The sequence below is a fragment of the Amycolatopsis acidicola genome (assembly GCF_007713735.2).
Lineage (GTDB): Bacteria > Actinomycetota > Actinomycetes > Mycobacteriales > Pseudonocardiaceae > Amycolatopsis_E > Amycolatopsis_E acidicola.
Genome location: NZ_VMNW02000014.1, coordinates 91,616 through 117,594, shown reverse-complemented (window position 1 = coordinate 117,594; position 25,979 = coordinate 91,616). Strand labels below are relative to the sequence as shown.

The 25,979-nt window shown below is 70.0% G+C and carries 28 protein-coding genes; 7 read left to right on the top strand and 21 right to left on the bottom strand.

Annotation, left to right across the window (positions count from 1 at the left end):
• Positions 1-34 precede the first annotated feature (34 nt).
• Positions 35-676: a choice-of-anchor P family protein gene (locus FPZ12_RS12805; RefSeq protein WP_144747214.1), complete on the bottom strand. Its 642-nt coding sequence runs from the start codon at positions 674-676 to the stop codon at positions 35-37.
• A 265-nt stretch (positions 677-941) separates the two neighbouring features.
• Here FPZ12_RS12805 and FPZ12_RS12800 point away from each other — a divergent pair, with 265 nt between their 5' ends.
• The gene (locus FPZ12_RS12800) at positions 942-2,990 is read left to right on the top strand and encodes an ATP-dependent DNA helicase (RefSeq protein WP_144747215.1); all 2,049 of its coding nucleotides are present in this window, start codon (positions 942-944) and stop codon (positions 2,988-2,990) included.
• A 53-nt stretch (positions 2,991-3,043) separates the two neighbouring features.
• Entirely contained in the window at positions 3,044-3,394 is a 351-nt protein-coding gene (locus FPZ12_RS12795; protein ID WP_144747216.1) for a hypothetical protein, read from the top strand.
• A 266-nt stretch (positions 3,395-3,660) separates the two neighbouring features.
• On the opposite strand, the gene FPZ12_RS12790 is transcribed toward FPZ12_RS12795, so the two are convergent.
• From FPZ12_RS12790 to FPZ12_RS12765, 6 genes are all read right to left on the bottom strand, one after another.
• Positions 3,661-3,840: a hypothetical protein gene (locus tag FPZ12_RS12790; protein WP_144747217.1), complete on the bottom strand. Its 180-nt coding sequence runs from the start codon at positions 3,838-3,840 to the stop codon at positions 3,661-3,663.
• A 209-nt stretch (positions 3,841-4,049) separates the two neighbouring features.
• Positions 4,050-4,457 (bottom strand): OsmC family protein, encoded by a 408-nt coding sequence (locus FPZ12_RS12785; RefSeq protein WP_144747218.1) that lies wholly within the window; start codon positions 4,455-4,457, stop codon positions 4,050-4,052.
• A gap of 35 nt (positions 4,458-4,492) precedes the next feature.
• Positions 4,493-5,251: a peptidyl-tRNA hydrolase gene (locus FPZ12_RS12780; protein WP_144747219.1), complete on the bottom strand. Its 759-nt coding sequence runs from the start codon at positions 5,249-5,251 to the stop codon at positions 4,493-4,495.
• Positions 5,248-6,471, bottom strand: coding sequence for a phosphoserine phosphatase SerB (serB, locus tag FPZ12_RS12775; RefSeq protein WP_243769819.1), 1,224 nt, complete (start codon positions 6,469-6,471; stop codon positions 5,248-5,250). The genes FPZ12_RS12780 and serB overlap by 4 nt, the downstream gene beginning before the upstream one ends.
• Positions 6,472-6,601: 130 nt before the next feature.
• Positions 6,602-8,386 (bottom strand): aa3-type cytochrome oxidase subunit I, encoded by a 1,785-nt coding sequence (ctaD, locus tag FPZ12_RS12770; RefSeq protein WP_144747221.1) that lies wholly within the window; start codon positions 8,384-8,386, stop codon positions 6,602-6,604.
• 106 nt (positions 8,387-8,492) lie between these two features.
• Positions 8,493-8,738, bottom strand: a complete 246-nt coding sequence (locus tag FPZ12_RS12765) for a hypothetical protein (RefSeq protein WP_144747222.1) — start codon at positions 8,736-8,738, stop codon at positions 8,493-8,495.
• 54 nt (positions 8,739-8,792) lie between these two features.
• Between FPZ12_RS12765 and FPZ12_RS12760 the strand changes: the two genes are divergently transcribed.
• Positions 8,793-9,308 (top strand): phosphotransferase family protein, encoded by a 516-nt coding sequence (locus FPZ12_RS12760; RefSeq protein ID WP_144747223.1) that lies wholly within the window; start codon positions 8,793-8,795, stop codon positions 9,306-9,308.
• Here FPZ12_RS12760 and FPZ12_RS12755 read toward each other — a convergent pair.
• The gene (locus FPZ12_RS12755; protein ID WP_144747224.1) at positions 9,301-10,038 is read right to left on the bottom strand and encodes an alpha/beta fold hydrolase; all 738 of its coding nucleotides are present in this window, start codon (positions 10,036-10,038) and stop codon (positions 9,301-9,303) included. The two genes, FPZ12_RS12760 and FPZ12_RS12755, sit on opposite strands and share 8 nt — an antisense overlap.
• Positions 10,039-10,080: 42 nt before the next feature.
• Here FPZ12_RS12755 and FPZ12_RS12750 point away from each other — a divergent pair, with 42 nt between their 5' ends.
• Positions 10,081-10,590: a GNAT family N-acetyltransferase gene (locus FPZ12_RS12750; RefSeq protein WP_144747225.1), complete on the top strand. Its 510-nt coding sequence runs from the start codon at positions 10,081-10,083 to the stop codon at positions 10,588-10,590.
• On the opposite strand, the gene FPZ12_RS12745 is transcribed toward FPZ12_RS12750, so the two are convergent.
• A complete protein-coding gene (locus tag FPZ12_RS12745; protein ID WP_144747226.1) occupies positions 10,587-10,886 on the bottom strand; it encodes a hypothetical protein in 300 nt (99 codons plus the stop codon). The two genes, FPZ12_RS12750 and FPZ12_RS12745, sit on opposite strands and share 4 nt — an antisense overlap.
• A 10-nt stretch (positions 10,887-10,896) precedes the next feature.
• Positions 10,897-12,321, bottom strand: coding sequence for an MFS transporter (locus FPZ12_RS12740; protein ID WP_279537794.1), 1,425 nt, complete (start codon positions 12,319-12,321; stop codon positions 10,897-10,899).
• Between the two features lie 129 nt (positions 12,322-12,450).
• Here FPZ12_RS12740 and FPZ12_RS12735 point away from each other — a divergent pair, with 129 nt between their 5' ends.
• Positions 12,451-13,017 (top strand): TetR/AcrR family transcriptional regulator, encoded by a 567-nt coding sequence (locus FPZ12_RS12735; RefSeq protein ID WP_243769814.1) that lies wholly within the window; start codon positions 12,451-12,453, stop codon positions 13,015-13,017.
• On the opposite strand, the gene FPZ12_RS12730 is transcribed toward FPZ12_RS12735, so the two are convergent.
• Complete coding sequence (locus FPZ12_RS12730) at positions 12,980-13,741, bottom strand: AraC family transcriptional regulator (protein WP_144747227.1); 762 nt, start codon at positions 13,739-13,741, stop codon at positions 12,980-12,982. The two genes, FPZ12_RS12735 and FPZ12_RS12730, sit on opposite strands and share 38 nt — an antisense overlap.
• Before the next feature lie 43 nt (positions 13,742-13,784).
• On the opposite strand from FPZ12_RS12730, the gene FPZ12_RS12725 reads away from it, so the two are divergent.
• Positions 13,785-14,348, top strand: coding sequence for a class I SAM-dependent methyltransferase (locus FPZ12_RS12725; RefSeq protein ID WP_144747228.1), 564 nt, complete (start codon positions 13,785-13,787; stop codon positions 14,346-14,348).
• On the opposite strand, the gene FPZ12_RS12720 is transcribed toward FPZ12_RS12725, so the two are convergent.
• Positions 14,349-15,479 (bottom strand): alkaline phosphatase family protein, encoded by a 1,131-nt coding sequence (locus FPZ12_RS12720; protein ID WP_243769813.1) that lies wholly within the window; start codon positions 15,477-15,479, stop codon positions 14,349-14,351.
• A 58-nt stretch (positions 15,480-15,537) separates the two neighbouring features.
• On the opposite strand from FPZ12_RS12720, the gene FPZ12_RS12715 reads away from it, so the two are divergent.
• The gene (locus FPZ12_RS12715; protein ID WP_144747230.1) at positions 15,538-15,756 is read left to right on the top strand and encodes an FmdB family zinc ribbon protein; all 219 of its coding nucleotides are present in this window, start codon (positions 15,538-15,540) and stop codon (positions 15,754-15,756) included.
• Here the strand turns inward: FPZ12_RS12715 and FPZ12_RS12710 are convergent.
• The 9 genes from FPZ12_RS12710 to FPZ12_RS12670 form a co-directional block, all read right to left on the bottom strand.
• A complete protein-coding gene (locus FPZ12_RS12710) occupies positions 15,753-17,525 on the bottom strand; it encodes a 3-hydroxyacyl-CoA dehydrogenase family protein (protein WP_144747231.1) in 1,773 nt (590 codons plus the stop codon). The two genes, FPZ12_RS12715 and FPZ12_RS12710, sit on opposite strands and share 4 nt — an antisense overlap.
• A gap of 83 nt (positions 17,526-17,608) precedes the next feature.
• Positions 17,609-18,574 carry a hypothetical protein gene (locus FPZ12_RS12705; protein ID WP_144747232.1) on the bottom strand — a complete coding sequence of 322 codons (966 nt, stop codon included), beginning with the start codon at positions 18,572-18,574 and terminating at the stop codon, positions 17,609-17,611.
• 62 nt (positions 18,575-18,636) lie between these two features.
• Positions 18,637-19,596 (bottom strand): DUF3558 domain-containing protein, encoded by a 960-nt coding sequence (locus FPZ12_RS12700; protein ID WP_144747233.1) that lies wholly within the window; start codon positions 19,594-19,596, stop codon positions 18,637-18,639.
• Positions 19,597-19,602: 6 nt separating this feature from the next.
• Entirely contained in the window at positions 19,603-20,289 is a 687-nt protein-coding gene (gene dhaM / locus FPZ12_RS12695; protein ID WP_144747234.1) for a dihydroxyacetone kinase phosphoryl donor subunit DhaM, read from the bottom strand.
• Positions 20,286-20,918, bottom strand: coding sequence for a dihydroxyacetone kinase subunit DhaL (dhaL, locus tag FPZ12_RS12690; protein WP_144747235.1), 633 nt, complete (start codon positions 20,916-20,918; stop codon positions 20,286-20,288). Before dhaL ends, dhaM begins: the two co-directional genes overlap by 4 nt.
• A gap of 1 nt (position 20,919) precedes the next feature.
• Positions 20,920-21,921, bottom strand: a complete 1,002-nt coding sequence (gene dhaK, locus FPZ12_RS12685; RefSeq protein ID WP_144747236.1) for a dihydroxyacetone kinase subunit DhaK — start codon at positions 21,919-21,921, stop codon at positions 20,920-20,922.
• Positions 21,922-21,990: 69 nt separating this feature from the next.
• Positions 21,991-22,971, bottom strand: a complete 981-nt coding sequence (locus FPZ12_RS12680) for a DUF3558 domain-containing protein (RefSeq protein WP_144747237.1) — start codon at positions 22,969-22,971, stop codon at positions 21,991-21,993.
• Positions 22,972-23,017: 46 nt separating this feature from the next.
• The gene (locus FPZ12_RS12675) at positions 23,018-23,293 is read right to left on the bottom strand and encodes a hypothetical protein (RefSeq protein ID WP_144747238.1); all 276 of its coding nucleotides are present in this window, start codon (positions 23,291-23,293) and stop codon (positions 23,018-23,020) included.
• 13 nt (positions 23,294-23,306) lie between these two features.
• A complete protein-coding gene (locus FPZ12_RS12670) occupies positions 23,307-25,007 on the bottom strand; it encodes a sodium:solute symporter family protein (protein ID WP_144747239.1) in 1,701 nt (566 codons plus the stop codon).
• Positions 25,008-25,979 lie beyond the last annotated feature (972 nt).

The window sequence follows — 25,979 nt, the reverse complement described above, 5'->3', positions numbered from 1 at the left end:
GGCGCGGGGCCCGCGAAGGGCCCCGCGCGCTCGGTCAGCCGCCGTACGGAGCGCAGACGGCGGTGCCGACGAGGATGTCCCCCGACGCCGGGCCGCCCTGCGGGAACAGCTTGATGTGCATGGCGTGCGTGACGAGACTGCCGTCCGCCGGTGTCGGCACGATCAGCTCGTTGAGCACGACCTCGGCCAGCGGCGGCGCGCCGTTCGCGCCGGGGATGGTCACGACGTAGTTCGCCGGGATGTTCTGCGGGACCGTGACGCCGGTGACGGTGCCCAGCTCCATCGAACCGTTGCTGCCGTTGGCCGTGCTGTTGCAGCCGGATTTGAACGTGCGCGCCGTGATCACCGGGCCGCCGAACTGCTTCAGCACCGTGGTCTCGAACCGCTGCCCGGACACCTGCACGCTCACCGTGCCGTCGTCATTGCGCTTGCAGGTGGTGCTGCCCAGCCCGAACTTGGTGGTCGTGCCGACCGTGACCGGGTCGCTGCGGTTCTCGGCCGTCTTGTCCACCTCGCACGGCGCGAGCGGGTCCTGGTGCGCTGTCTGCTGGCCGACCGCGATGTCCACGGCGCCGACCGATCCCGCGCCGCTGCCCGAGATCTGGTCCGCGCTCGCCGTCGCGGGCAAGGCCGCCAGGCACAGCGCCATCGCCGCGACCCCCGTGGACCTCCGCATGTGCCACTCCCTTCAAAATCAGAGCTGTGTTGATCATTGCCGGTCCAATCGGCAGCCACGGCGATCGCGTGGCGTCGATCGGCCGCCGGTTCAGCCGGTTGGCCTGCTTTCGATCGGACCGGCAATATTCCTGCCTCGTCATCGGCCGGGTGATCGTCAAGCTGGAGGCACCTGAGCGGATACCACTCGGTCGAGTGGATCCGGCGGGCCGCCGCGCCGAGGAGGGCGCGGGAGTTGTCAGAGCCGCCCGGTACCGTTGGTCTCCGTGCCGCCCTCCCGTGACCTCCCCGGTGTCAACGAACTCCTCTCCCACGCGGTGGAGGCGCTCGGCGGTGCCGAGCGGCCGGGCCAGGTCGAGATGGCGGAGGCGGTCGGCCGCGCGCTGCGCACCGGCGAGCACCTGGCGGTGCAGGCGGGCACCGGCACCGGGAAGTCGCTGGCGTACCTGGTGCCCGCGATCCGGCACGCGATGGTCAAGAACACCACCGTCGTCGTCTCCACGGCCACCATCGCGCTGCAGCGCCAGCTGGTGGACAGGGATCTGCCGCGGCTGGCGAAGGCGCTGAAGAAGCCGCTCGGCCACACGCCGACGTTCGCCATCCTCAAGGGCCGCCGCAACTACCTGTGCCTGCACCGGCTCGACACCGGCGCCCCGGAGGAGCCGGAGGATCCCGGCCTGTTCGACCCGTTCGCCGTTTCCCGGCTGGGCAAGGAGGTCGGCAGGCTGCGGGAATGGGCCTCCGACACCGAAACCGGGGATCGTGACGAGCTGGTGCCCGGCGTCAGCGAGCAGGCGTGGCGCCAGGTTTCGGTCACCGCGAGGGAATGCCTCGGCGCGTCCCGCTGCCCCATCGGCACGGACTGCTTCGCCGAGCGCGCCCGCGCCGAGGCCGGCAAGGCGGACGTGGTGGTCACCAACCACGCGCTGCTGGCCATCGACGCGCTGCAGGGCTACCAGGTGCTGCCCGAGCACGACCTCGTGATCGTGGACGAGGCGCACGAACTGGTGGACAGGGTCACGTCGGTGGCCACCGGGGAGCTGACCGCGGCGATGGTCGCGATCGCGGTCCGCCGCTGCGGCAAGCTGATCGACGCCGACATCGCCGACCGGTTGCAGGAGGCGAGCGAAGGGCTCGCCATGATCATCGAGGACCTGCCGCCGGGCCGGATGGACAGCCTGCCGAAACCGCTGGCGGGATCGGTCACGGCGATCCGCGACGCCGCGCACGCGTGCATCACCGCGCTGGGTTCGGATCGCAAGGAGGACGTCGAGGAGGCCACGGCCCGCAAGCTCGCCCGTTCGCAGCTGGAGGAAGTGCACGACACGGCGACGAGGCTGCTGGAGGCGTTCGAGGAGGACGCGGCGCATCAGCGCGACGTCGTCTGGCTGAATTCGGACCGCTACGGCATGAGCAACCGCCCGCCCTCGCTGCACGTCGCCCCGCTGTCGGTGGCGGGCCTGCTGCGCGAGCGCGTTTTCGGCAGCACCACCACGGTGCTGACGTCGGCCACCCTCACCCTCGGCGGCGCCTTCGACACGCTGGCGCGGCAATGGGGTCTGCCGCCGGAGCAGGCGAAAGTGGAAAAGGCCGAGGGCACGGCGACGGACAAGGCCCCACCGTCGGATGCCGAGACGCTGAAGTGGACCGGACTCGACGTCGGCTCGCCGTTCGACCACCGGCGCAACGGCATCCTCTACGTGGCCAAACATCTGCCGCCGCCGGGACGCGACGGACTCCAGCCGTCCACATTGGACGAAATCGCGGAGCTGATCGACGCGGCCGGCGGGCGCACGCTCGGCCTGTTCTCGTCCATGCGCGCGGCGAAGCAGGCCACCGAGGAGCTGCGGGACAAGGTCAAGTACCCCATCCTCTGCCAGGGTGAGGACACCACGTCGCTGCTGGTGAGCAAGTTCGCCGACGACGCACGCACGTGCCTGTTCGGCACGTTGTCGCTGTGGCAGGGCGTGGACGTGCCAGGGCCGTCGCTGCAACTGGTGCTGGTGGACCGCATCCCGTTCCCCCGGCCGGACGATCCGGTGTCCTCCGCTCGCCAGCGTGCCGTGGAAGCCCGTGGCGGCAATGGTTTTCTCACCGTCGCGGCCACGCACGCCGCGCTGCTGCTCGCGCAGGGCACGGGGCGGCTGCACCGTTCGGTCGGCGACCGCGGCGTGGTGGCGGTGCTGGACTCGCGGCTCGCGACGGCGCGCTACGGCAGTTTCCTCAAGGCTTCGCTGCCGCCGTTCTGGCCGACCACGGACCCGGAAATCGCGCGTGCCGCGCTGCGCAGGCTGGACGCCGCCGCCCCCGCCTGACGGCTCACAAGAAGCGGCGCTACCGTAAAAGGAACGTAAGAAGAAGGAGCACCGTGTCACAGGACCCGCCACACGCGAAGTCGCGTTCGGTCAGTGTCGACGACATCGGGGTGCGCCGTCAGCTCGCCGACGGGAGCGAGGAGTCGGTCACCTGGGCGGAACTGTCCGCCGTGGTGATCAGAGTGATTCCCGAAGGCCCGTGGAAAGAGGACGTGTTCCTCATGCTCGCCGGCGCGGACGGCAAGGGCACCGCGGTGCCCAGCGGCGACCCGGCCGCGGACGCGCTCATCGAACGGCTGCAGAGCCTGCCCGGTTTCGACAACGACAAGTTCGTCGAGGCCATGACCACCGACGCGGACGAGGCGTATGTGGTCTGGAAGGCCGAAAAAACCTCCACGAACTAGACAACCGCGGGGTCCGGCGAGGCCGGTGCCGGCGTCCAAACAGGACCGAACGCCACCAGGCTGCCGGCGAGCCTCGGCCTGGAGGCGGCACCGGCGCCCGTGGCGGTTTCGCCGCTGGCCACAAGGTTTCCGCACTGGGAGAACCGCGCTTCGCTCGTCAAGTGGGAGCTCGCCGTGCGCATCGACGACAGGTTTTCTCGGTGTTCGGACCGGAGTTGCCCCGGGCTACTCGAACGCCTGCGCACGCCCGCCCACCGCTGGGACCGCTACGACCGGGAACCGATTACCCGGTGGTCCACTCGCGCGACGACGCTGGTCGGCGACGCCTGCCACCCGATACTGCCGTTCCTGGCCCACGGCGCCGCGCAGGCGATCGAAAACGCGGCCGCCCTCGCGAAGTCCTTGTCGGGCAACAACCCCGCGACCAGCCTGGCCAACTCGCCCATCGTGTGTTGGCCCCTCCCGTCCGCGAGTTGGCCCCTCCCGTCGGCGTGTTGGCCCGTCCCGCGCGCGAGTTGGCCCGTGCCGTCCGCGAGTGTCTGTCGGCTCGCGCGGTTGGCGTGTTGGCCACCGACGGCGGCCAACACGCCAACCGGAGCGGCCAACACGCCAACGGGAACGGCCAACACATCGACGGGAAGGGCAAAGACGGGCGTCAAGCGCGTCCGGGGAATTCCTCCAGGACGGGGATGCCCTTCTTCAGCGTGCGGCTCACCGTGCAGAGGCGTTCGATCGCGCGGTCGACGGCCGTGGCGAGGGCTTCGCGGTCTTCCTGGGGCAGGTCGCCGAGGTCGACGTCGAACTTGACGTGCACCGCGTCCAGTTCCGAGGCGCCTTCCCGCCGGTCCGCGGAAACGTCCACCCGGAACCGGGAATCCTCACCGACGCGGCGCGTGATCAGTTGCTCGGCCGTCACCGCGTTGCACCCCGCGGCCGCGATCTGCAGCAACTCGGCGGGCGAGAACGCGCCCTCCGCGCCCTTGCGCCCGATCTTGACCTCGGCACCCCGCTCGTTGCGCCCGACGAACTCGTGCTCGCCGACGCGCTGCACATCCAATCCCATGCCGGTGGAACCGCCGCGGGACCGCCGTTGTTCCGCTATCCCGGGTAGTGGGCGAGCACCGTCACGGTGCCGGGATCGACCTCCGTGAAACCCGCGTCGCGCACCGCGACCACCCGGCGTTCCCGCCACGCGCCCTCCGGATCTTCGCCCGGGTGCAGCGCCTTCCACTGCGCCACCGTGGGCGTGCGGACGGAGCACCTGTACCCGTGTTCGCCCCACGCGGCCAGTTCCGCGTCGCCCAGCAGCGAAGCGAGGATCATCGTGCCGTGGCCGACCTGGGCGGCCGCTTTGCCCACGGTCATCGAGACCTCCGGGTTCAGCCACAGCACCGGCAGCTCCGGCGACGCCGCGGGCGGCTCGTCGGGCGGGAGGTCGCTGCCCTGGATCTGCAGCCGCGCGATCTCCTTCGGCACGTCCACCACCCGGCCCGGCACCAGCGCCCGCGCCTCGGCGCCCTCGACGCTCACGGTCACGCCCGGAAACTCTTGCGCCACTTGCCAATGCAGTCCACGCGCCCGGCGCGAGACCTTGCGGATGTGCCCGGACACCCACTCCCGCACAGGCTCGTGCCACTCCCCGCCCGGCTGGGCGCGCTCGTCGAGGCACACCGCCAGCGCGGCGCTCGCCGCTGCCTCGAGCAACGGCGTGCGGCCTGGCGGCGTGGACTTCTCCATGCGCAGGATCACCGGCATCGCCCGGACTTCTTCCGGCGACGCCTCGGGCAACGCGGTTTCCTTGGCGGGCAAGCCAAGCCAGTACGCGTAACGCGCCGCGAGCGGTTCGAGGAGACTCATGGCCGCGACAGTTCGAGCCCGTCGGCCGCGTCCGCGGCTTCGACCTCCGCACGGGTCACGCCGAGGACGAACAGCACCGCGTCCAGGTACGGGAACGACAGCGCCGTGTCCGCCACCTCGCGCAGCGCCGGCTTGGCGTTGAACGCCACGCCCATCCCGGCCGCGTGCAGCATGTCGATGTCGTTCGCGCCGTCGCCGACCGCCACGCACTGGGCCAGCGGGATGCCGTACTCCCCGGCGAACCGGCGCAGCGCCACGGCTTTGCCCTCGCGGTCGATGATGTCGCCGACCACGCGCCCGGTGAGTTTGCCGTCCACGACCTCCAGCTCGTTGGCCGCCGCGAAGTCCAGCCCGAGGTCGTCCACGATCTGGTCGATGATCCGGCGGAAGCCCCCGGACACGACCCCGCAGCGATAGCCGAGCCGCTTCAGCGTGCGCACCGTGGTGCGGGCGCCCGGGGTCAGCAGGATCGTCCCGGCCACCTCGTCCAGCACCGATTCGGGCAGCCCCGCGAGCAGGCCGACGCGCCGCTCCAGCGACTCGGTGAAGTTCAGCTCGCCGCGCATCGCGGCATCCGTGATCTCGCGGACCTGCGGCTCCACCCCGGCGTACGCGGCGAGCATCTCGATGACCTCGCCCTGGATGAGCGTCGAGTCCACGTCGAACACGATGAGCCGCTTGGCGCGCCGCGCCAGCCCGGCCCGCTCGATCGCGATGTCGAGCCCGCCCTGCGAGGCGACGTCGGCCAGCACCGAGCGCAGTTCGGCGTCCGCGTGCTCGGTGTCGTCGGGCACCGAGATGTGCACCTCGAGGCCCGTGACCGGGTAGTCGGCGATGCGGCGGATGGCGTCGATGTTGGCGCCCAGCGCGGCCAGCCGCCGCGCCACGTCGGTGAAGGCGCGGGCCGTCAGCGGGCGGCCCAGGATGACGGCGACGTGCGAGGAACCCTGGCGCGCGGGCGCGAACGGGTCCTCCCCGATCTCGTCGCCGATGCGCACGTCGACCCGCATGTCCACGGTCGCCATCGCCTGCTCGACGGCCTCCTGCACGCCCTCGGGGTCGTCCGCGACGCCGACCAGCACACCCAGCGTCAGCTGCCCGCGGATGACGACCTGCTCGACGTCCAGCATCTCCACGCCGTGCCGGGTCAGCGCGGCGAACAGCACGGAGGTGACCCCCGGCTTGTCCGGCCCCGTCGTCGTGATCAAAACCGGCGTCAGCTCGCTCAAGGCTGCCTTCCTCATCTACCCGAACAAAAACGTGGAGCCAGGCGTTTTGCCCGGCTCCACGTTCTCATGTCCTGCGGCCCCGGTGGACGCGTGTTCCGTCACGTCGGCCGAGGGCCCGCGGTCACTGCTCGCCCGCGTTGTCCTTGTCGTGGTCACCCGGGACGACCGCCTCGGTGAGCCCCTGCGAGCCCGCTTTCGGCTGGGCCGCGTGCACCCTCGGCTTGCCGGTGAACCCGATCTCGCCCTCGGCGTGCAGCCGCTCGACCATGTGCGGGTAGTGCAGTTCGAACGCCGGGCGCTCGGAACGGATCCGGGGCAGCTCGGTGAAGTTGTGCCGCGGCGGCGGGCACGAGGTGGCCCACTCCAGCGAGTTGCCGTAGCCCCACGGGTCGTCCACCGTGACGAGCTCGCCGTAGCGGTAGCTCTTGAACACGTTGTAGATGAACGGCAGCGTGGAGGCGCCCAGGATGTACGCGCCGATGGTGGAGATCGTGTTCAGCGTGGTGAACCCGTCGGTGGCCAGGTAGTCCGCGTACCGGCGGGGCATGCCCTCGGCACCGAGCCAGTGCTGCACCAGGAACGTGGTGTGGAAGCCGATGAACGTGGTCCAGAAGTGGAGCTTGCCCAGCTTCTCGTCCATCATCCGGCCGGTGATCTTGGGGAACCAGAAGTAGATCCCGGCGAAGGTGGCGAACACGATCGTGCCGTAGAGCACGTAGTGGAAGTGCGCCACCACGAAGTAGCTGTCCGACACGTGGAAGTCGATCGCGGGCGCGGCCAGCAGGATGCCGGTCAGCCCGCCGAAGAGGAACGTGACGAGGAAGCCGATCGAGAAGATCATCGGCGTCTCGAAGGTCAGGTGCCCCTTCCACATGGTGCCGATCCAGTTGAAGAACTTGACGCCGGTGGGCACCGCGATCAGGAAGGTCATGAACGAGAAGAACGGCAGCAGCACGGCGCCGGTGGCGTACATGTGGTGCGCCCACACCGCGACCGACAGCGCCGCGATCGACAGCGTCGCCCAGACCAGGCCCTTGTAGCCGAAGACCGGTTTGCGGGAGAACACCGGGAAGATCTCGGAGACGATGCCGAAGAACGGCAGCGCCACGATGTACACCTCGGGGTGGCCGAAGAACCAGAACAGGTGCTGCCACAGGATCACGCCGCCGTTGGCGGGGTCGAACACGTGCGCGCCGATGTGCCGGTCGGCCATCAGGCCCAGCAGCGCGGCGGTCAGGATCGGGAACGCGAGCAGCACCAGGATCGAGGTGATCAGGATGTTCCAGGTGAAGATCGGCATCCGGTACATGGTCATGCCGGGCGCGCGGAGGCAGACGATGGTGGTGACCATGTTGACCGCGCCGAGGATGGTGCCGAGACCGGAGACCGCGAGGCCGGCGATCCACATGTCCGCGCCGACGCCCGGCGAGTGGATGGCGTCCGAGAGCGGGGTGTAGGCGAACCAGCCGAAGTCGGCGGCGCCGCCCGGGGTCAGGAAGCCCGAGACCACGATGATCCCGCCGAACAGGTACAGCCAGTAGGAGAAGGCGTTCAGCCGCGGGAAGGCCACGTCCGGCGAGCCGATCTGCAGCGGCATCACGAAGTTCGCGAACCCGAAGAGGATCGGGGTGGCGTAGAGCAGCAGCATGATCGTGCCGTGCATGGTGAACAGCTGGTTGTACTGCTCCTGGGACAGGAACTGCTGCCCTGGGCGCGCCAGCTCGGTGCGGATCAGCATCGCCATCGCGCCGCCGACCATGAAGAAGGCGAACGACGTGACCAGGTACATGATGCCGATCTGCTTGTGGTCCGTCGTGCGGAACAACCGCAGCAGGAACGAACCCTTGGCCGCGTCCGGCGCCGGATACGGCCGCGTGACGATCGGCTGCGGGGCTACGGCTGTCACTCCTGCCTCCAAGGACTTCAAACCTCGATGTTGGTCAACGGCCACCTCGGTGGCCGATCGGATCGTATCCCCCGCCTCCGGGGGCGGTGCGCACCGGCTGGGAAGATCACGCGATGGTTGACGGCCACGTCACCGCCGCGCTCGCCGCCGCGACCGAGGTCGCGCGCCGCCGCGGACTGCCGTGCGGGGCGCCGGAAATCCTCGCCGCGCGGTCGAACGTGCTGGTGAAACTGGGTCCGGCGGTCGCGCGGGTACCGGCGACAACGCTGTTCTCGCGGCCCGATCCCACCGCGTGGATGGCCCGTGACGTGGCGGTCTCCGCTTTCCTCGCGGAGCGGGACGCACCGGTCATTCCACCGCTGGAAGACCCGGGACCGCACTTCGCGAACGGGCTTCCGGTGACACTGTGGCGTTTCACACGTCACGATCCCGCGCACCGGTTCGAACCCGCCGAAACGGGCGCGCTGCTGGGAGAACTGCACCACGCGTTGCGCGATTTTCCCGGCGAAGCAGGAGAAGGGCCCGTCGCCGAGCTGCGCCGGATAGCCGCCTTCGCCGGGGATTCCCGCGTGTCCGGCGAAGCGGAGCGAGTCATCGCTTCGCTTCGCCGGACACGCCGGCGCAGGCACTGCACGGGGACGCGCACGCGTCGAACCTGCTGATGACCCCGGACGGACCCCGCTGGCTCGATTTCGAGGACACCTGGCACGGGCCGGTCGCCTGGGACGTGGCGTGCCTGGCGATGCGCTCGCCCGAGTCGCTCCGCGGCTATCCGGACCCGCCCGACGAGGACCTGCTGGCCGCGTATTCGCGGCTGCGCCGGTTGTTCGCGGCGTGCTGGCAGTTCGTGGTCGCCCGGCGTTTCCCCGAGCGGCTCGCCGGTGCGCGCGAAGCGGTGGACGAGTACTTCCGGCTCAGCTGAAGCGGCGCAGGATCGCGTCGCTGACGCCGTCCGGATCTTCGAGCGGCGTCAGGTGGCCGACTCCGGGAAGCACGGCCAGCTCGGCGCCGGGCAGTGCCTCGGCCATCGCCTTGGCCTGCTCCGGCGGGGTGAGTTTGTCCTGCTCGCCGACCACGACCAGCGCCGGCACGTCGGCTTTCGCCAGTACATCAAGGGAATCCGGGCGGACGGCCATCGCGCGGGCGGCCCACGCGACGCCGGCGGGCGGCTGCGAGTCGATGATCTCGCGCACCGTTTCCACCACGTCGGGCGTGGCGTTCTCGGCGAGCAGGTTCGGCAGCATCGATTCGGCGAGCCAGCCCGTGACGCCCTCCGACTCGGCCCGTTCGGCGATCTTGCGGCGGTTGGCGGCCGCCTCGGGCGCGTCCGCGCTCGCCTTCGTGTCGATCAGCACGAGTCCGCCGACGCGTTCGGGCGCCGCGCGCAGCACGGCCATGGCCAGGTAGCCGCCCATCGAGCAGCCGCCGAGCACCACCTTCTCCAGCTCGAGCTTGTCGAGCAGGGCGAGCACGTCGCGGGCGGCGTCGGCAAGGTCCGGCTCACGCCCTGTCTCCGGCAACGGCGACCGGCCGAGGCCGCGCTGGTCGGGGGTGATCAGCCGGAGCCGCGCCGACAGCGGATCCCGTACGCGCTGCCACATCCGGGCGTCGGCGGGGAAGGCGTGCAGCAGGAGCAGGGGAAGATCGGCCATGTGCCTCATTGTGTCGGACGGGCCGCGCTAGCGTCTTCCCCTGTGACGAGCGGATTCACCGAGCTGCGGACCTGCAGGCTGCTGCTGCGCCCACTGACGGCGGCCGACCGCGAGACGGTCGTGGAGATCCAGACCGATCCGCGCGCGAACGTCCACAACGTGGAGCCGCCCGGCCGGGCCGAGACCGAGGAGAAGTTCGAGTCCTGGCTGGCGGACTGGGCCGAGCTCGGAATCTGCTACGTGGCGGTGATCGAGCTGGAGACCGGCTGGTTCGCCGGGGTCGGCGGGCTGCAGCTGCGCGAGTTCGGCGCGGAGAAGGTGCTCAACCTCTACTACCGCTTCCGGCCGGAGGCGTGGGGCCAGGGCTACGCCACGGAGATGTCCCGCGCGGTGATCGCGTGGGCGGACGAGCATCTGCCGCAGTACCCGGTGCAGATCAGCGTCTACCTCAGGAACGAACCCTCGCTGCGGGTCGCGCGGCGGCTGGGTTTCTCGACGTACTCGGAGTCGTTCTACGCGGGCATGCTGACCAGGCACTTCCGGCGGGACTAGAAACGGCGGCGGGTGGGGCCACGCCGTGCGCGGGCCTGCCAGCAGGCGCGGTGCCAATGCCGCCGGTCGGCGACGGAGCCCGTTTCGTCGGCGGGCCACGCCACCACGTGCGGGATGCCGACCGCGATCTCGTGGTCACAGCCGGGGCAGCGGTAGATCTTGGTCGCCTGTGAGCCGGGAACGCTGCGCACGAGCCATTCCCCGTCGGCCCCGGACTCCGCACGCGCCCAGCCCGCAGCCGCCCCGAGATCGGTGTTCTCGGGGCGGCCGCGGTGTGGACGGTTTCTGCGGGGCACGACCCGCAGGTTAGCGGGTGCGCTTGAAGGTCAGCGCGACGGCGAAGGCACAGGCCGCGATCACCGCCGCCGCGACGAAGGCGTGCGTCATGCCCGTGACCAGCACTTCCTGCGGCGAGCCTGCCACTCCCCGCGTCGCCGAACCGAACACGGTGACGAGGATCGCGAGCCCGAGCGTGGCGCCGGTCTGCTGCATCGTCTGCAGCACGCCGCCCGCCGCGCCCGCGTCCTCCGGAGGGACGCTGCCCATGATGATCACGTTGAGCGGGGCGAAGGCGAGCCCCATCCCGATTCCCATCAGCACCATCGGCACGAGCACCAGCGGGAAGTAGCCGGATCCCGTCGTCAGCTGGGTCAGCACCAGCACCCCGGCGATCATGGACAGCGTGCCGGCCAGCGCGGTCGGCTTCGGCCCGAAGCGCGGCAGCAGCCGCGGGATGAACCGGCTGAGCGTGAACACCAGCAGCGCCATCGGCAGGAACGCGAACCCGGTCTGCAGCGCGGTGAATCCGCGCACGTCCTGCAGGTACTGGGTCAGGAAGAAGAACATCGACATCCCGGCCATCGGCCCGAGGAAGAAGTTCACGTAGGCGGTGGCGCGGTTGCGGTCCTTGAACAACCGCAGTGGCATCAGCGGTTGCGGGGCGCGGACCTCGATCACCACGAACGCGGCGAGCAGCACGAGTCCGACAGCGAGCGAGACGAGCGTGGTCGTGGTGCCCCAGCCCTCGGACGCGGCGCTGATGAACCCGTAGACGATCGCGGCGACGCCACCGGTGGCGGTGATCGCGCCCGGCAGGTCGAGCCCGGCCCGCCGCCGCGGCGGATCGGCCAGGTGCCGCAGGCCGAGCACCACGGCGAACAGGCCGAACGGGACGTTGATGAACAGCGCCCAGCGCCAGGACAGCCATTCGGTCAGCAGCCCGCCGAGGAGGAGCCCCACGGCGAGCCCGGCGTTGGACATCCCGGAGAACAGGGCGAGCGCGCGCATCCGTTCGCGCGCTTCGGTGAAGGTGGTGGCGATCAGCGCGAGCGTGCTCGGGCCCGCGGCGGCCGCGCCGAGGCCCTGCACGATCCGCGCGACGAGCAGCCACGTCGCCGAGTCGGCGAGGCCGCCGGCCAGCGAGGCGAGGGTGAACAGGGTGATCCCGGCGAGGAACGTCCGGCGCCTGCCGAAGTAGTCCCCCATGCGGCCGCCGAGCAGCAGCAGCCCGCCGAACACGAGCGTGTAGGCGTTGAGCACCCACGACAGGCCGGTCTGGCTGAAGTGGAGGTCGGCCTGGATGCGCGGCAGCGCCACGTTCATGACCGTCGCGTCCAGGATGATCATGAGCTGGCAGGTCAGCAGGACCGCCAGGACTATCCCGGTCCGCCGCGGCCGGGTCCGGCCACCGCTGAGCACCGGGGTGTGTGCGGACAGCGTTCTTTCGGACAAGAAAGCTCCATTGGGGTGCGCGAAAGTAAGCGGACAGACTCTCCGCTTCTACTGGAGCTATCATATGGAGAAAGTCTCCGCTTGCGCAAGCGTATCCGGAGAATCCGTCCGCTTCCACCGGGAGGGCACGTGGGAACCTCGGCATCGCGGCCGATGCGCGCGGACGCGCGACGCAACTACGAGCGGCTCCTCGCCACCGCGCGCGAGGTGTTCGCCGAGCAGGGCCCCGAAGCCCCGATGGACGACATCGCCCGTCGCGCGTGCGTCGGGCCCGGGACGCTGTACCGCCACTTCCCCTGCCGCGAGACGCTGATCGAAGCCGTCTACCGGGACGACATCCAGCAGCTGTGCGATCTCGCCGGCGAACTGCGCGAGTCGCACGAGCCGCTCGGCGCGCTCTTGGAGTGGATGCGGGCGCAGCTGAAGTTCGCGCTCGCGAAACGCGGGCTGGCGGCCACTCTCAAGGCCGCGATGGACAAGGACGCCGAAACCTTCAAGCTGTGCCGGGTCCAGCTCTGGGAGGCCGCCGACGCGCTGGTCCGACCCGCGCAGGAGGCCGGGCTCGTCCGCGCCGACATCGAAGCGCCGGATCTCCTGCGGATGGGCCACGGGGTCGCCGTCGCTTCCGACGGCAATCCCGAGGCCGCCGAGCGCATGCTCAAGGTGATGCTGGACGGCTTACGGGTGGCTGCCTGAAGTACTCCCCCGGCGTCACCCCGACAGCACGGCGGAAGGCGGCGACGAACGCGCTCGGCGACGAATAACCCGCCCGGCGCGCGACGCCGTCCAGCGGCATTCCCGTTGCCAGCCAAGGAAGACAGGCCCGAAGCCTGGCCTGCGTGCGCCAGCGCCCGAACGACATTCCGCACTGCGCGAGGAAGATCCGCGCCAGTGTCCGCGCGCTCGCCCCGACCTCACCGCCGAATTCCGCCAGCCCGCGCCGGTCCGCCGGATCCCGCAGCACGGCCTCGGCCACCCGGAGCGCACGCGGATCCTCCGGCATCGGCACGATGATCGGCACCGCGTCCATCGGCTCCAGCAGATCGAAGACCACCTGCTCGGCGCGGTCCCGCGCTTCGGCGTCCAGGCCGGGTTTGATCAGGTGCCCCAAGAGCTCGCGCAGCACCGGCCGGACCGGGATCAACCGCGGCTCGGGCCAGCTCACCGGGCAGCGCTCCGGATCGGCGTAGATGCCCATCAGCCGGATCCGGCCGGACGCGCCGGTGCGATGCCAGGTGCGGCCCGGCAGCCAGAGCGCCCTCGTCGGCGGCAGCACCCAGTGCGCGCTGCCGACCTCGACCGTGACCACCCCGCGCGGCGCCCACACCAGCTGATGCTCGGCATGGCTGTGCCACGGGAACCACGTTCCCGCCGGGAGGTCCATGTTCCCGAGCAGCACGCTCTGTCCGTCCTGCGACATCGGTTGGCAGCCTATCGTGGTCCGGCCACCCTAGATTCGGTTCATGCCGATGAATTTCCTCCACCGCAAGCTGTGCGCCTCGAAGGCGTGGGCCGACGGCGTCGCCGAGAGCCTGCCGCGCAGCCTCGACGGCTTCGACCTCGGTGACGACGTGCTGGAAGTCGGCCCGGGCTTCGGCGCCACCACCAGCGTGCTCGCCGAGGGCGGGCATTCGCTCACCGCACTGGAGGTCGACGAGGCCTCGGCCGAGCTGCTCGAGCAGAAGTTCCGCGGGCGCGCGGAGATCGTGCACGGCGACGGCGCCGCGATGCCCTTCGAGGACGGGCGGTTCTCCGCCGTCGTGTGCTTCACGATGATGCATCACGTGCCCACGAAAGCCTTGCAGGACACCATCTTCGCCGAGGCACACCGGGTGCTGCGGCCTGGCGGGCTGCTTCGCGGTACCGACAGCCAGCTCAGTCTTGGGTTCCGGCTGCTGCACGTCGGCGACATCATGAACGTGCTGGATCACTCGACGCTCCCCGACAGGCTGGCCCGCGCCGGGTTCCGCGACGTGCACGTCTCCCGCGAGCCGGGGCGGGTCATCGAGTTCTCCGCCCGGAAGTGATCACCGGGTGGCGAGCGCCAGCGGCACGAGCTGTTCGGCGGTGGTCAGCGAGCCGTGCTGGCCGATCAGCGACGACTCGATCGGCTCGGCCGTGCGCCGCAACATCCCGAAGTTGCCTTTGGCCGCCGCCACGATGTCGCCGATCCGGGGCCGTACGCGGTCACTGACGCGCGGGCCGAACCAGCCAGCCTCGACGGCCTCCTCGCGCTCGGCCACCCACGCGTTCGGGCCGAGCTTTTCCCGCCAGGCGGCCAAAACCGCGGCCTCGGCGCCCGGCTCCGCGTACACGTGCCGCGCCCGCGCCTCGCCCGCCAGCGCGCGCACGCCGTCGGCCAGCTCCGGCACGGCGTCCAGATCCAGCGAAGTCTCGTCGAGCGCCACCATCCCGTGATCGGCCACCACCGCGAGCATCCCGCCGTCGGGCAGACTCTCCACAATGGACTCGACCAGCCGGTCCACCTGCCGCAGCTGCAGGCACCAGGCGGACGAACCCGGCCCGTACAGATGGCCCATCGTGTCCAGCTGGCTGTGGTAGGCGTAGCAGAAACCGGTGCCCTTCCCCAGTTCCGCGATCACCGCCGCGGCGAGGTCGCCGAGCGCGTGCACGCCGACGTAGCGGCCGCCGCGCTGCACGGCCCTCGTCAACGCCGAGTTCGCGAACTGGGCGTCGGACACCACGCAGGCGTCGATGCCGGACTCGACGGCGCGGCTGAACGTGGTGTCCAGCGGCTGCACCTGCTCCGGCGGCAACCTCTCCCCCAGGTCCGGCCCGCCCGGATGCCCGCACCAGCGAAGCGCGTTGAGCACCCCGACGCCGGGGACTTCGAAGGTGTAGCCGGCCATCCCGTGTTCGCCGGACGCGAGCCCGGTGCCGATCGCGGCCAGCCCGGCCGCCGTCGTGGCCGGATAGCCGACCTGCAACTCCCTCGCGGCGAGCGACGCGAGCACCGGGGCGTGCGCGGCGTGCTCGCGCAGCAGCTCCCAGCCGAGCCCGTCGACGAGGAGGACACAAGCGCTGGAAACGGGCGCGAGCCCCAGAGTGTCGGAAAACCCGCGCGCACCGAGGACGGCGAGTACCGAGGGCACCACCTCGGCCAGATGCGGCCGGACTTGCAGCTTGGGCAGATCCACGACCCCAGCTTGACAGGGACACTCCCGCCTTCGCACTTCCTGGGGCGATAATGGGCGCATGCCGACTTATGCCTACCGCTGCCGCGAATGCACCGGCACCTTCGAGGTGAACCGCCCGATGAGCGAGTCCGGCGCGCCCGCGACCTGCCCGGACGGCCACGAGGACACGGTCAAGCTCCTCACCACGGTCTCGCTCACCGGCTCCGCGTCCGCGTCGATGCCCGCGTCGATGCCCTCGGGCGGTGGCTGCTGCGGCGGCGCCTGCGGCTGCGGCTAGTTCGTGTAGTCCTTGAAGCCCTTGCCCGTTTTCCGCCCGAGGCGTCCCGCCGTCACGAGGTGCTCCAGCAGCGGCGCGGGCGCGAAGCCCTCTTCGCGGAATTCGTTGTACAGGGTCCGCTCGATGGCCAGCGAGACGTCCAGGCCGACCACGTCCAGCAGTTCGAACGGCCCCATCGGCAGCCCGCAGCCCACCTTCATCGCGGTGTCGATGTCGGCCGCGTCGGCGTAGTGCCCTTCGAGCATCTTCACCGCGTCGTTGAGGTACGGGAAAAGCAGCGCGTTCACGATGAACCCGGCCCGGTCGCCGCAGTGCACCGGATGCTTCCCGATCAACTCGCACAGCTGGTGCGCGGTCGCCACCACGTCCGGCGCGGTGGCAATCGTGTGCACCACCTCGACCAGTTTCATCACCGGCGCGGGGTTGAAGAAGTGCAAGCCGACCACGTCGGCCGGGCGCCCGGTGGCGGCGGCGCATTCGATCACCGGCAGCGAGGACGTGGTGGTCGCCAGGATCGCGCCCGGCCGCGCCACGGCGTCGAGCGCCGCGAACACCTCCTGCTTCACGGCCAGTTCCTCGGCGACGGCCTCCACCACGAGGTCCACTTCGGACAGTTCGGCGAACTCGGTGACCGGCGTGATCCTGGCGAGCACGGCCGCGGCGTCGGACTCGGACAGCTTGCCCTTGCGCACCGCGCGACCGACCGATTTGGCCACCTTCGCCACCGCGGCTTCGGCCTTTTCCGCCGTGCGGGCACGCAGAACGACGTCGTGCCCGCGTTTGGCGAACACTTCCACGATGCCGGTGGCCATCGTGCCGGTGCCGACCACACCCACCTTGCGGACCTCGCGAACCGGAGTGTCCACTATGGAGGAACCCGTCGCGGAATCGGTCACCACCGGGGAATCCGGCGCGTCGTAGGTGTAGAACCCGCGCCCGCTCTTCCGCCCCAGCAGCCCGGCGGTGATCATCTGCTTGAGCAGCGGCGCCGGCGCGTGCAGCCGGTTCCGCGACTGGTGGTACATCGAATCGAGGATCTCGTACGCGGTGTCCAGCCCGATCAGGTCCAGCAAAGCCAGCGGCCCCATCGGGTACCCGCAGCCGTAGCGCATCGCGGCGTCGAGGTCCTCGCGGGTGGCGTACCGCTGCTCGAACATCCGCACCGCGTGGTTGAGGTAGCCGAACAACAGCGCGTTCGCGATGAACCCCGCGCGGTCCCCGATCACCACCGGTGTCTTACCCAGCCGCTCGGCGAACGCGACCACGCCGGCCACCACGTCCGGCTCGGTGACCACGGTGCGCACGACCTCGACGAAACCGAGCACCGGCGCCGGGTTGAAGAAGTGCAGCCCGACCACCTTGCCCGGCCGCGCCGTGTGCACCCCGATTTCGGTGACCGACAACGAGGACGTGTTGGACGCGAACACCGCCTCCGGTTTGACGATCTTGTCCAGCTGCGCGAAGACCTCGGCCTTGAGCTCCAGGCTTTCCGGCACCGCCTCGATCACCAGATCGACCTCGGCCAGATCGGCCAGCGCCGTGCCGTAGCTGATACGGCCGAGCAGTTCCGCGCGGCCCGCTTCGTCGAGCTTCCCGCCGGACAGGGCGCGCGCGGTGGAATGCTCGATGTGCCCGCGCCCGCGCGCGATGCCCGCCGAATCGATCTCGACCCCGACGACGTCGAGCCCGCTGCGCGCGAGGACCTCCGCGATTCCCGAGCCCATCGTGCCGAGCCCGACCACTCCGACCTTGGTGATTCCGCTCGTCATGGCTCCGGCCCTCCGATGGTTACCCGGCGGTAATGTCCACCGATAGTGCCACGAGTACGGGCGGGAGGCACGACGGAATCGAGTCAGCCCGGGGGCAGCTTGCCGAAAGCCACGTTCGCGACCGCGCGCACCGGCCCGCACGGATCCGCGATCCCGTTGCGCACGATGAGGTACACCTCGGCCAGCTCGTACTCCCCGTTCTTGCCCGCCGGGTAGGGCCGGATCGCTGTCGTGGCAAGGCAAGTCGTGCTGCCGGCCTCGACCGCCGTCGTGTGGTTGCCGAGCTGTTCCGTCGGGCCGGCGGGCCGCGGCCCGATCTCCAGCAGCACCGTGAGCACGTTCCGGTTGACGTGGTCCTGCCAGCGGCAGCGGTGTTTCGTGGGGATCTTGGGCGTCTTCTCCGCCGCCCCGATCTGCGCCACGACGTCGGGGTCACCGGCCAGCGAGCAGGCGTCCACCTCCCCCACCGAATTCGCGCCGAACGTCAGATGCCCGACCTTCTTCGCCTCGATCTTCCCGACCAGCCCGTCGAGCACCGCCTCGTCGGTGTCGCAGATCGCGCTCTCCACGCCGGGCGAGGGGTCGTCGGCCAGATTGTCGACGTAGATCTCGATGCTGACGCCGTCCGTGAACCGGAGGTAGGAGATGCAGCTGTAGTAGTCGTTGTAGGCGTTCTTCGACGCCGTCAGCCCGCGATCGAGCTTCTTGCTCGTGTCCGGCACACGGCTGCTGTCGGACCCGCCGCTTTCGAGGAATCCCAGTCCCACGGCCACTTTCTGGCCCGAAATCTGTGCCTCGACCTCGCACGAGCTCAGCGAAGGCGAGGTCTTGCCGACGCCGGTGGCCCCGGATTTCCCGATCCCGTCGAGATCCAGCAGGGTGCAGTAGTCGACGGAGTTCACGTCACCGAACGCGCGCTGGGAGGTCAACGGCGCGGTCTCGTCCAGGTAGCGCTGGACGTCCGCGGTGTCGACGGAGGCGGCTCCGGTCACCACATTTGTGCAGCCGGTCAGCAGCAGAGCCACCGCGGCCACCCAGTATCGGGCCATTTTCTTTTGTCCTTCGGGTCCGGTTGCGCTTTCAGACGTGCCGGGCCGGTGCGCCGTTCCCCTCAGGTCGCGGGCAGCCGTGGCCAGGCGACCCCGGCCAGCGCCCGTGCCACGCCGCACGCGTCCTTCGGCGGTTCGCCCACGGTGACGTAGAGGTTCGCCACCTCGACCTGCCCGTCGTACGGCGCGACCGAGCCGGTGGCCAGGCAATCGCGGCCGGCATCGTCGAGCTGGGCGATGTCGGTGGCGTGCCCGCCGATCTGCTCGGCCGTCGAGCCCGTCCCGTCGCTCACGTCGAGCATCAGATCCAGCTGGTTGCCCTGGGCGTCCTGCCAGCGGCAGCGGTGTTTCGCCGGAAAAGCCGACTGCCGCAAGGATCCGCCGAGCTGGGCGTTGACCTCGGCGACGTCCAGCAGCGTGCACGCGTCGACAGTGCCGAGCGAGCCGGGCGCGAACTGGAAATGCCCGGCCTGGTTCGCCGAAAGCTTCGCGACGGCTCCGTCCAGCACCGCGCCGTTGATCGCGCACAGACTCGGCCCGGCGCTGGTCGACGGGTAGGTGGACTCGTTCGTCACGTACACCTGGAGGCTCACGCCGTCCGGGAAGGCGAGGTAGTAGGTACAGCTCTTGTTGTCGTTGCGCGTCGAACGCTGCGCGACGAGACCGCGCGACAGCGCCTTGGCCGGATCCGCGACCCTCTCTTGCGAGCCGCCCTGCGAGCTCAGGTACCCCAGGCCGAGCACGATGTCCTGGCCGTAGACCTTGCCGCTCACCTGGCAGTAGTTGAAGTTCCGCGCGGGCTCGCTCAGCCCGTTGCCGCCCGCGGCCTTGACCCGGTCGAGATCGAGGAGACTGCAGTAGTCGACCGTGCTCACGTCACCGAACGCAGCCTGCGACGTGAGCGGGGTCCGCTGCAACTGGTACTGCTGGACCTCCTGGGTGTTCACCGACGCCGTCCCGGAAACCGTGCCGGCACAACCGGTCAGCAGCAGGGCCACCGCGGCCACCCACAAACGACGCATGTCGATCTAGACGTCACCGGGCTCGTCGAAGTTCCGCGCCACCAGATCCCGCACCGTCGCCAGCGCCTGGCCCGCCTGCTGCCCGCGAGCCCTGATCTCGATCCGGTCGCCCTTGCGGGCGCCCAGCGACATCAGCGCCAGCACGCTGTGCGCGTCCGCCTCCTGTTCGCCGAGCACCACGCTGACGTCCGCCTGGATCCCGGCGAGGCTCCGCGCGAGCAGGGCCGCGGGCCGGGCGTGCAGGCCGACATCGTTGTGCAGCACCACTTCGATGGTGTCCACGTCGGCGCCGCCGGTGGCGGCCGGCGCCTCCAGATCCGGCGCGCCCGCGGCCGCCGCGGCGGCGAGCACCGCGGCACGATCGGCCCCGCCTTGCGCGGCGACGGACGCGGCGACGGTGCCCTCGACGAACGGCGCGTCGGCCACCACCGCCGCTTCGGGGTCGGCGAGCGACTCCACCGCCAGCTCCGCCGTCATCTGCGCGCTGCCGAGGTCGTAGAGCAGCACCACGCCGGCGCCCGAGTCGGCGCGCTGGACGGCGGCGACGACCAGGTCGAAGTCCGTGCCGATCCCGCCGTCCTCGATGCCGCCCGCCGGGACGATCGTGACGTCCGGCGCCATCTGCGTGGCCACCTCGGCGAGCCCTTCGGCCAGCTTCGCGCTGTGGGACACCAGCACGATCCCGACGCTCATCGCGCCGCCTTCGCCAGCGTGGCCAGCAGCAGGCTGGTCGAGCGGGCTCCGGGATCGAGGTGCCCCGCGCTGCGCTCACCGAGATACGACGCCCTGCCCTTGCGCGCCACCATGTCCATTGTGGACTGATAGCCGCCTGCCGCCGCGTCGGCCGCCGCCGTCAGCACCGCCGCGAGGTCCGCCCCCTCCGTGCCCGCCGCCTGCTCGGCAGCGGCGACGGCGGGGAGCAGCGCGTCGACCATCGTCTTGTCGCCCGCGACGGCCTTTCCGCGCGCCTGCACACCTTCCAGGCCCGCGCGCAGTGCGGCGACGGCCGCGTCGACGTCCACTTCGGACTTGTCACCGAGCGACGTGGCCGCGCGGAGGAAAGCCGTGCCGTACAAGGGACCCGCGGCGCCGCCGACCTTCGAGATCAGCGTGGTGGCCACCAGTTTCAGCACGGCGCCGGGCGTCTCCGGCGTCTTGGCGTCCAACGCGGCGACGACGGCCGTGAAACCCCGGTTGAGGTTCTCGCCGTGGTCGCCGTCGCCGATGGCCCGGTCCAGTTCGATCAGCTCGGCCCGGTGCTCGGCGACCACGACCGCCACGGCCCGCAGCGCATCCGCGACCCCGCTCGCGGTGCATCCCATCTCAAATCCTCCAGCGCAGTGCGGCGGTGCTGACCGGAGCGTCCCACAGTTCGGTCAGCTCTTCGTCCACTTTGAGCAGGCTAATACTGATCCCCTGCATCTCCAGGCTCGTGATGTACGGGCCGACGAGTCTGCGTTCCACCGTGATCCCGCGGTCCACCAGCAGTTTCTCGGCGATTCCGTGCGCGAGGTACAGCTCGACCAGCGGCGTGCCGCCCATCGAATTGGTGAACAGCAGGACGCGGTCGCCGTCGGCGAACGGCAGGTCCTCGACGACGGCGTTGACCATCCGCTCGACCAGCGCGTCGGCGGGCTCGGCCTTGAGACGCTCGCGGCCGGGCTCGCCGTGGATGCCGATGCCGAACTCGATCTCGTCGTCCGCGAGGTCGAAACTCGGCTCGCCGACGTGCGGGACGGTCGGCGCGGTGAGCGCGACGCCGATCGAGCGCACCTGGCCGATCACCTTGCGCGCCAAGGCTTCCACCGCGTCCAGCGAGTCACCGCGCTCGGCCGCGGCGCCGGTGATCTTCTCCAGGAGCACCGTGCCACCGACCCCGCGACGGCCCGCCGTGAACGTCGAATCCGCCACCGCCACGTCGTCGTCGATGACCACGCTGCGCACGTCGAGCCCCTCGGCCGCGGCGAGCTCGGCCGCCGTCTCGAAGTTCAGCACGTCGCCGGTGTAGTTCTTCACGATCAGCAGCGCGCCCGCGTCGCCCGTGGTGGCGGAGACGGCGGCCTGCACCGCGTCCGGCGTCGGGGAGGTGAAGACCGCCCCGGGCACCGCGGCGTCCAACATGCCCACGCCGACGAACCCACCGTGCAACGGCTCGTGTCCGGACCCACCACCCGAGACGACGGCGACCTTGCCCGCCACGGGGGCGTCGGCGCGGACGACCACGTCCGGTTCGTACTGGACACGCAGCAGTTCGGGATGCGCGAGTGCCAGTCCGCGCAGTGACTCGGTGACGACGTTCGCCGGATCGTTGATGATCTTTTTCATGCCAAGCCTCCGCCTCCATTGGCTGGTGCTGCCCTGACCTTCCTACCGTCGATCAAGGCGAGACACCAGCTAAGGCGTGGGCAGTTTCGGCAACGCGGCCTTGACCACCGTGACCGCCTTGCCGCAGGCGTCGTCCGCGCCGGTCTCGTCGTTGTAGTTCTCGTACTGGAAGGACACGACCTCGGCCTGGTCGTCCTGCGTCGGCCGGTGCACCCATTTCACCGTGCACCGCGTGCCGGCGTAGGTTTCCTTCTTCTGGAAAGCGGTTTTCCCGTTTCCGAGGTCCACCTGCTGGCCGTCGTCCTCCGCCGTCGGCGCGTAGGTGTCGCGGTAGTCGAAGTACGCGGTCGCCGAGCCGCCGTCCCAGGTGCAGCCGTGCAGGCCATAGGCCGAGGGCTTCGAGCCCTTCCCGAGGGTGGAGGTGATGGTGGCGTCGTCGACGAGCGTGCAGAAGTCGACGGCCAGCAGCGTGCCCTTCGGCTGGTTCAGCCGGGCCGGGTTGTTGTGCATACGCTGCAACACTTTCTGCAACGCCGTCTGCCCGGCGTTGCAGGAGTTCCCGCCGTCGTAGTCGGTCTGCACGCTGATGCCGAGCCCGGGGTTCCGGCTCGTGTACACGGAAACGAGGCACGAGGTGTCGTCGAGCTTGTCCACTTGCAGCGGCAGGCCTTCAAGGGTGCCCTGGGTGTCGGCGGAGCTGGTGAGCAGATCGCCCAGGGTCAGCGCCAGCCGGAGCTGTTTGCCGCCCGCGTCGGTGAGCTGGTCGTGACACTCGCCCAGATCGTCGGAGTAGCGCGCGTCCTCGTCCTCCGTGCCGAGCGAAGCCATGCTCGCGGGATCCATCAGCGCGCACGGGTCGACGAGGCGCTGCACGTCGAGCGTGACGGCCGGGTCGTCGATCGGGCCGTCGGTCGGCGCGGCCGACGCGGTCACCGTGGTGCGCGGGAAGTTCTGCCGCGCCAGGTCCGGCCCGCACGCGGTGGTCAGCGAAACGGCCAGCAGGAGCGCGAAAAACCGGCGAGGCCGGGCGGAAGGAGCGGGCGATGGCACGCCTGCACCGTATCCGCACCGGCCTCGCCGGGTACGCCGAACCTGGTTATTCGGCCGCGGGCGGCTCTTCGGCCGGGGTCTCCGGCACCCGGATCGGCCGCAGCACCGCCCACAGCACGAACAGCGCCGTGAAGATCAGCAGACCGATACCCGCCCACAGGTTGATGTTCAGGCCACCCGACTTCGCCCGTTCGGCTTCGTCGGTGAACGCCGCGCCCATGATCGTGAGCACGAGGCCGTACACGCCGGTCAGCAGGGAGATGATCAGCCGGATGTCGAACGCGCCCGCTTTGCGCGCCCGCGTGGTTGATGGGGTTGCCATGGCTGTCCTCCTCCTAGAAGGCGATGTTCAGCAGGATGGTGATGACCAGCGCGATACCGGCCAGCAGCACGGGCTTGCGGTACCAGCCCGCGTCGTCGCCGGTGGTCTCGTGCTTGAGGGTGTCCCGCGGGGTGAGCGAGTACACCAGCCCCACCAGTTCCGCCTCCGGCTTGGCCGGCGTGAACATGGTGACCACGACACTGACCACGATGTCGACCACGAAGGCCGCGATCGCCGCGACGAAGCTCGTGCCCTGACCCGGCAGGTCGATCGTGCCGGTCTCGCTGAGCACGAAGATCACGATGGCGGCCGCGGTACCCGTCACCAGGCCCGTCCAGCCGGCCGACTTCGACATCCGCTTCCAGAACATCCCGAGGATGAACGTGGCGAACAGCGGCGCGTTGAAGAAGGAGAACAGCGTCTGCAGGTAGTCCATCAGGTTCGAGTAGCTCGAAGCGATGGCCGCGGTGCCGATCGCCAGCAGCGTCGCGATCACGGTGACGACCCGGCCGGTCGAGAGGTAGTACGAGTCGGGCCGGTTCTTCTTGATGTAGGTCTGGAAGATGTCGTAGGTGAACACCGTGTTGAACGAGCTCAGGTTCGCCGCCATGCCCGCCATGAACGAGGCGAGCAGGCCGGCGATCGCGACGCCGAGGATGCCGTTCGGCAGCACGTCCCGCATGAGCAGCAGCAGCGCGTTGTTGAACGTGGCGCCGCTGGGCGCGGCGTTGCCGTCCAGCAGTGCCTGCTTGTTCTCGCCCATCAGCTCGGTGACGCTGACCGCGGCGATCATGCCAGGGATGATCACCACGAACGGGATGAACATCTTCGGGAACGCGCCGATGATCGGCGTGCGGCGGGCGGCCGACATGCTCTTCGACGCCATCGCGCGCTGGACCTCGACGAAGTTCGTGGTCCAGTAACCGAACGAGAGCACGAAGCCGAGGCCGAACACCAGGCCCAGCACGGACAGGAAGTTGCTGCCGAAACCGGTGAGCTGGTTACCCGGCCAGGAGTGCAGCTGCGCGGTGCCGCCGGGGCTGTTGGTCACCTTGTCGACGAGGCCGCTCCAGCCGCCGACCTTGTACAGCCCGGCGATGGTGAGCGGGATCAGCGCGGCGAGGATGACGAAGAACTGCAGCACCTCGTTGTAGATGGCGGCCGAAAGCCCGCCGAGCGCGGTGTACACGAGCACGATCACCGCGGCGACGATGATCGAGACCCAGATGCTCCAGCCGAGCAGCAGGTTCACGACACTGGCCAGCAGGTACAGGTTCGCGCCCGCGATCAGGATCTGCGCCAGCGCGAAGCTGGCGCCGTTGACCCAGTGCGCCGTCGGCCCGAAGCGGCGCAGCATGAACTCCGGCACGCTGCGGACCTTGGAACCGTAGTAGAACGGCATCATCACGACGCCGAGGAACAGCATCGCCGGGACGGCGCCGATCCAGAAGTAGTGCGCGGTCGGCAGACCGTATTCCGCACCGTTGGCCGACATGCCCATGACCTCGATCGCGCCGAGGTTCGCGGAGATGAAGGCGAGGCCGGTCACCCACGCGGGCAGAGAGCGCCCGGAGAGGAAGAAGTCGAGGCTGGTCGAAATCTGCTTCCGGGCCAGGTAGCCGATGCCGAGCACCAGCACGAAATAGAACGCGAGCAACACGTAGTCGATCGCGCTCGCATCAAGTCGCAGGTTCGCTGCGGCTAGGACATGCACCGGTGCACCTCCACGAGTCAACACCATTCAACAAGAAACACCAGGATCAAGCTGACGAGCGCACATTACTACCTGGTATCCCCCGTGTGAATCTCAGCCGGGGCGACTTGTCCATGTTGAGATGAACTTGGCCAAGAGCCAACCGCGCCGCGACACGGTCGGCAACTCGAATCGCGTCCGTTCACCTGCCGGCGGGTTCTTCACACGGGACCAGGGTTCGCACACACCTAGGACCGGGCTCCCGGCTCGCGCGTGACAAAGCCCCGCCGCGCCAAAAACCCCTGCCCACCTGAGCAAACGGTGCGGGCAGGCGTTACCCGTCGAGGCCCGCGCGAGCCTCGACGACGACCGTCAGAGGTGGGTCGGCACGGGCTTCGGGCCGGCTTTCCCGGCCGGCCGGGGCGGACAATTCTTCACAGGTTGCGTTCGCAACTTTCTTCCCGGCCGTGAGGCATTTACCGGTGGAATTGTCACCTTGCAGATCGGTAACGACATCCGGGCTCGGAGTCTGTGCGGTTGTGTGCCGGTACCGGAGCGCACCAAACCGATCACGGACCGTGTGTCCACACCGGACCGCCGAGTGACGCCGGGGGCGCCGGAGAGGCGGGGCGCCGGAGAGGCAGGGCGCCGGAGAGGCAGGGCGCCGGAGAGGCAGGGCGCCGGAGAGGCAGGGCGCCGGAGAGGCAGGGCGCCGGAGAGGCAGGGCGCCGGAGAGGCAGGGCGCCGGAGAGGCAGGGCGCCGTTGGCACCGGAGAGGCGGGGCGCCGTTGGCGCCGGAGACGCGCGGCGCCGGAGGGCCGGAGAGCCGGAACGCTGGGGCGCTGGGGCGCTGGGGCGCTGGAGAGCTGGCGCCGAGCGATGCCGGGGCGCGGGTGCACCGGAAAGCTGGAACGCCGGGCGATGCCGGGGGCCGAGGCACTGGAAAGCCGGAGCATGGGGGCCACCCGGAGAGCCGGAAAGCCGGGGCACCGA

What these genes read in the sequence shown, in the direction of transcription:
- dhaM (WP_144747234.1), bottom strand. Translation starts at nt 20,289, where the DNA reads ATGAGCGTCGGGATCGTGCTGGTGTCCCACAGCGCGAAGCTGGCCGAA.
- FPZ12_RS12805 (WP_144747214.1), bottom strand. Translation starts at nt 676, where the DNA reads ATGCGGAGGTCCACGGGGGTCGCGGCGATGGCGCTGTGCCTGGCGGCC.
- FPZ12_RS12700 (WP_144747233.1), bottom strand. Translation starts at nt 19,596, where the DNA reads ATGCGTCGTTTGTGGGTGGCCGCGGTGGCCCTGCTGCTGACCGGTTGT.
- FPZ12_RS12765 (WP_144747222.1), bottom strand. Translation starts at nt 8,738, where the DNA reads ATGACCGGTGCGTCCCGCTCCGCGAGGAAAGCGGAGACCGCCACGTCA.
- FPZ12_RS12710 (WP_144747231.1), bottom strand. Translation starts at nt 17,525, where the DNA reads ATGACGAGCGGAATCACCAAGGTCGGAGTGGTCGGGCTCGGCACGATG.
- FPZ12_RS12715 (WP_144747230.1), top strand. Translation starts at nt 15,538, where the DNA reads ATGCCGACTTATGCCTACCGCTGCCGCGAATGCACCGGCACCTTCGAG.
- dhaL (WP_144747235.1), bottom strand. Translation starts at nt 20,918, where the DNA reads ATGGGATGCACCGCGAGCGGGGTCGCGGATGCGCTGCGGGCCGTGGCG.
- FPZ12_RS12785 (WP_144747218.1), bottom strand. Translation starts at nt 4,457, where the DNA reads ATGGGATTGGATGTGCAGCGCGTCGGCGAGCACGAGTTCGTCGGGCGC.
- FPZ12_RS12705 (WP_144747232.1), bottom strand. Translation starts at nt 18,574, where the DNA reads ATGGCCCGATACTGGGTGGCCGCGGTGGCTCTGCTGCTGACCGGCTGC.
- FPZ12_RS12725 (WP_144747228.1), top strand. Translation starts at nt 13,785, where the DNA reads ATGCCGATGAATTTCCTCCACCGCAAGCTGTGCGCCTCGAAGGCGTGG.
- FPZ12_RS12730 (WP_144747227.1), bottom strand. Translation starts at nt 13,741, where the DNA reads ATGTCGCAGGACGGACAGAGCGTGCTGCTCGGGAACATGGACCTCCCG.
- FPZ12_RS12790 (WP_144747217.1), bottom strand. Translation starts at nt 3,840, where the DNA reads ATGGGCGAGTTGGCCAGGCTGGTCGCGGGGTTGTTGCCCGACAAGGAC.
- FPZ12_RS12675 (WP_144747238.1), bottom strand. Translation starts at nt 23,293, where the DNA reads ATGGCAACCCCATCAACCACGCGGGCGCGCAAAGCGGGCGCGTTCGAC.
- dhaK (WP_144747236.1), bottom strand. Translation starts at nt 21,921, where the DNA reads ATGAAAAAGATCATCAACGATCCGGCGAACGTCGTCACCGAGTCACTG.
- FPZ12_RS12755 (WP_144747224.1), bottom strand. Translation starts at nt 10,038, where the DNA reads ATGGCCGATCTTCCCCTGCTCCTGCTGCACGCCTTCCCCGCCGACGCC.
- FPZ12_RS12780 (WP_144747219.1), bottom strand. Translation starts at nt 5,251, where the DNA reads ATGAGTCTCCTCGAACCGCTCGCGGCGCGTTACGCGTACTGGCTTGGC.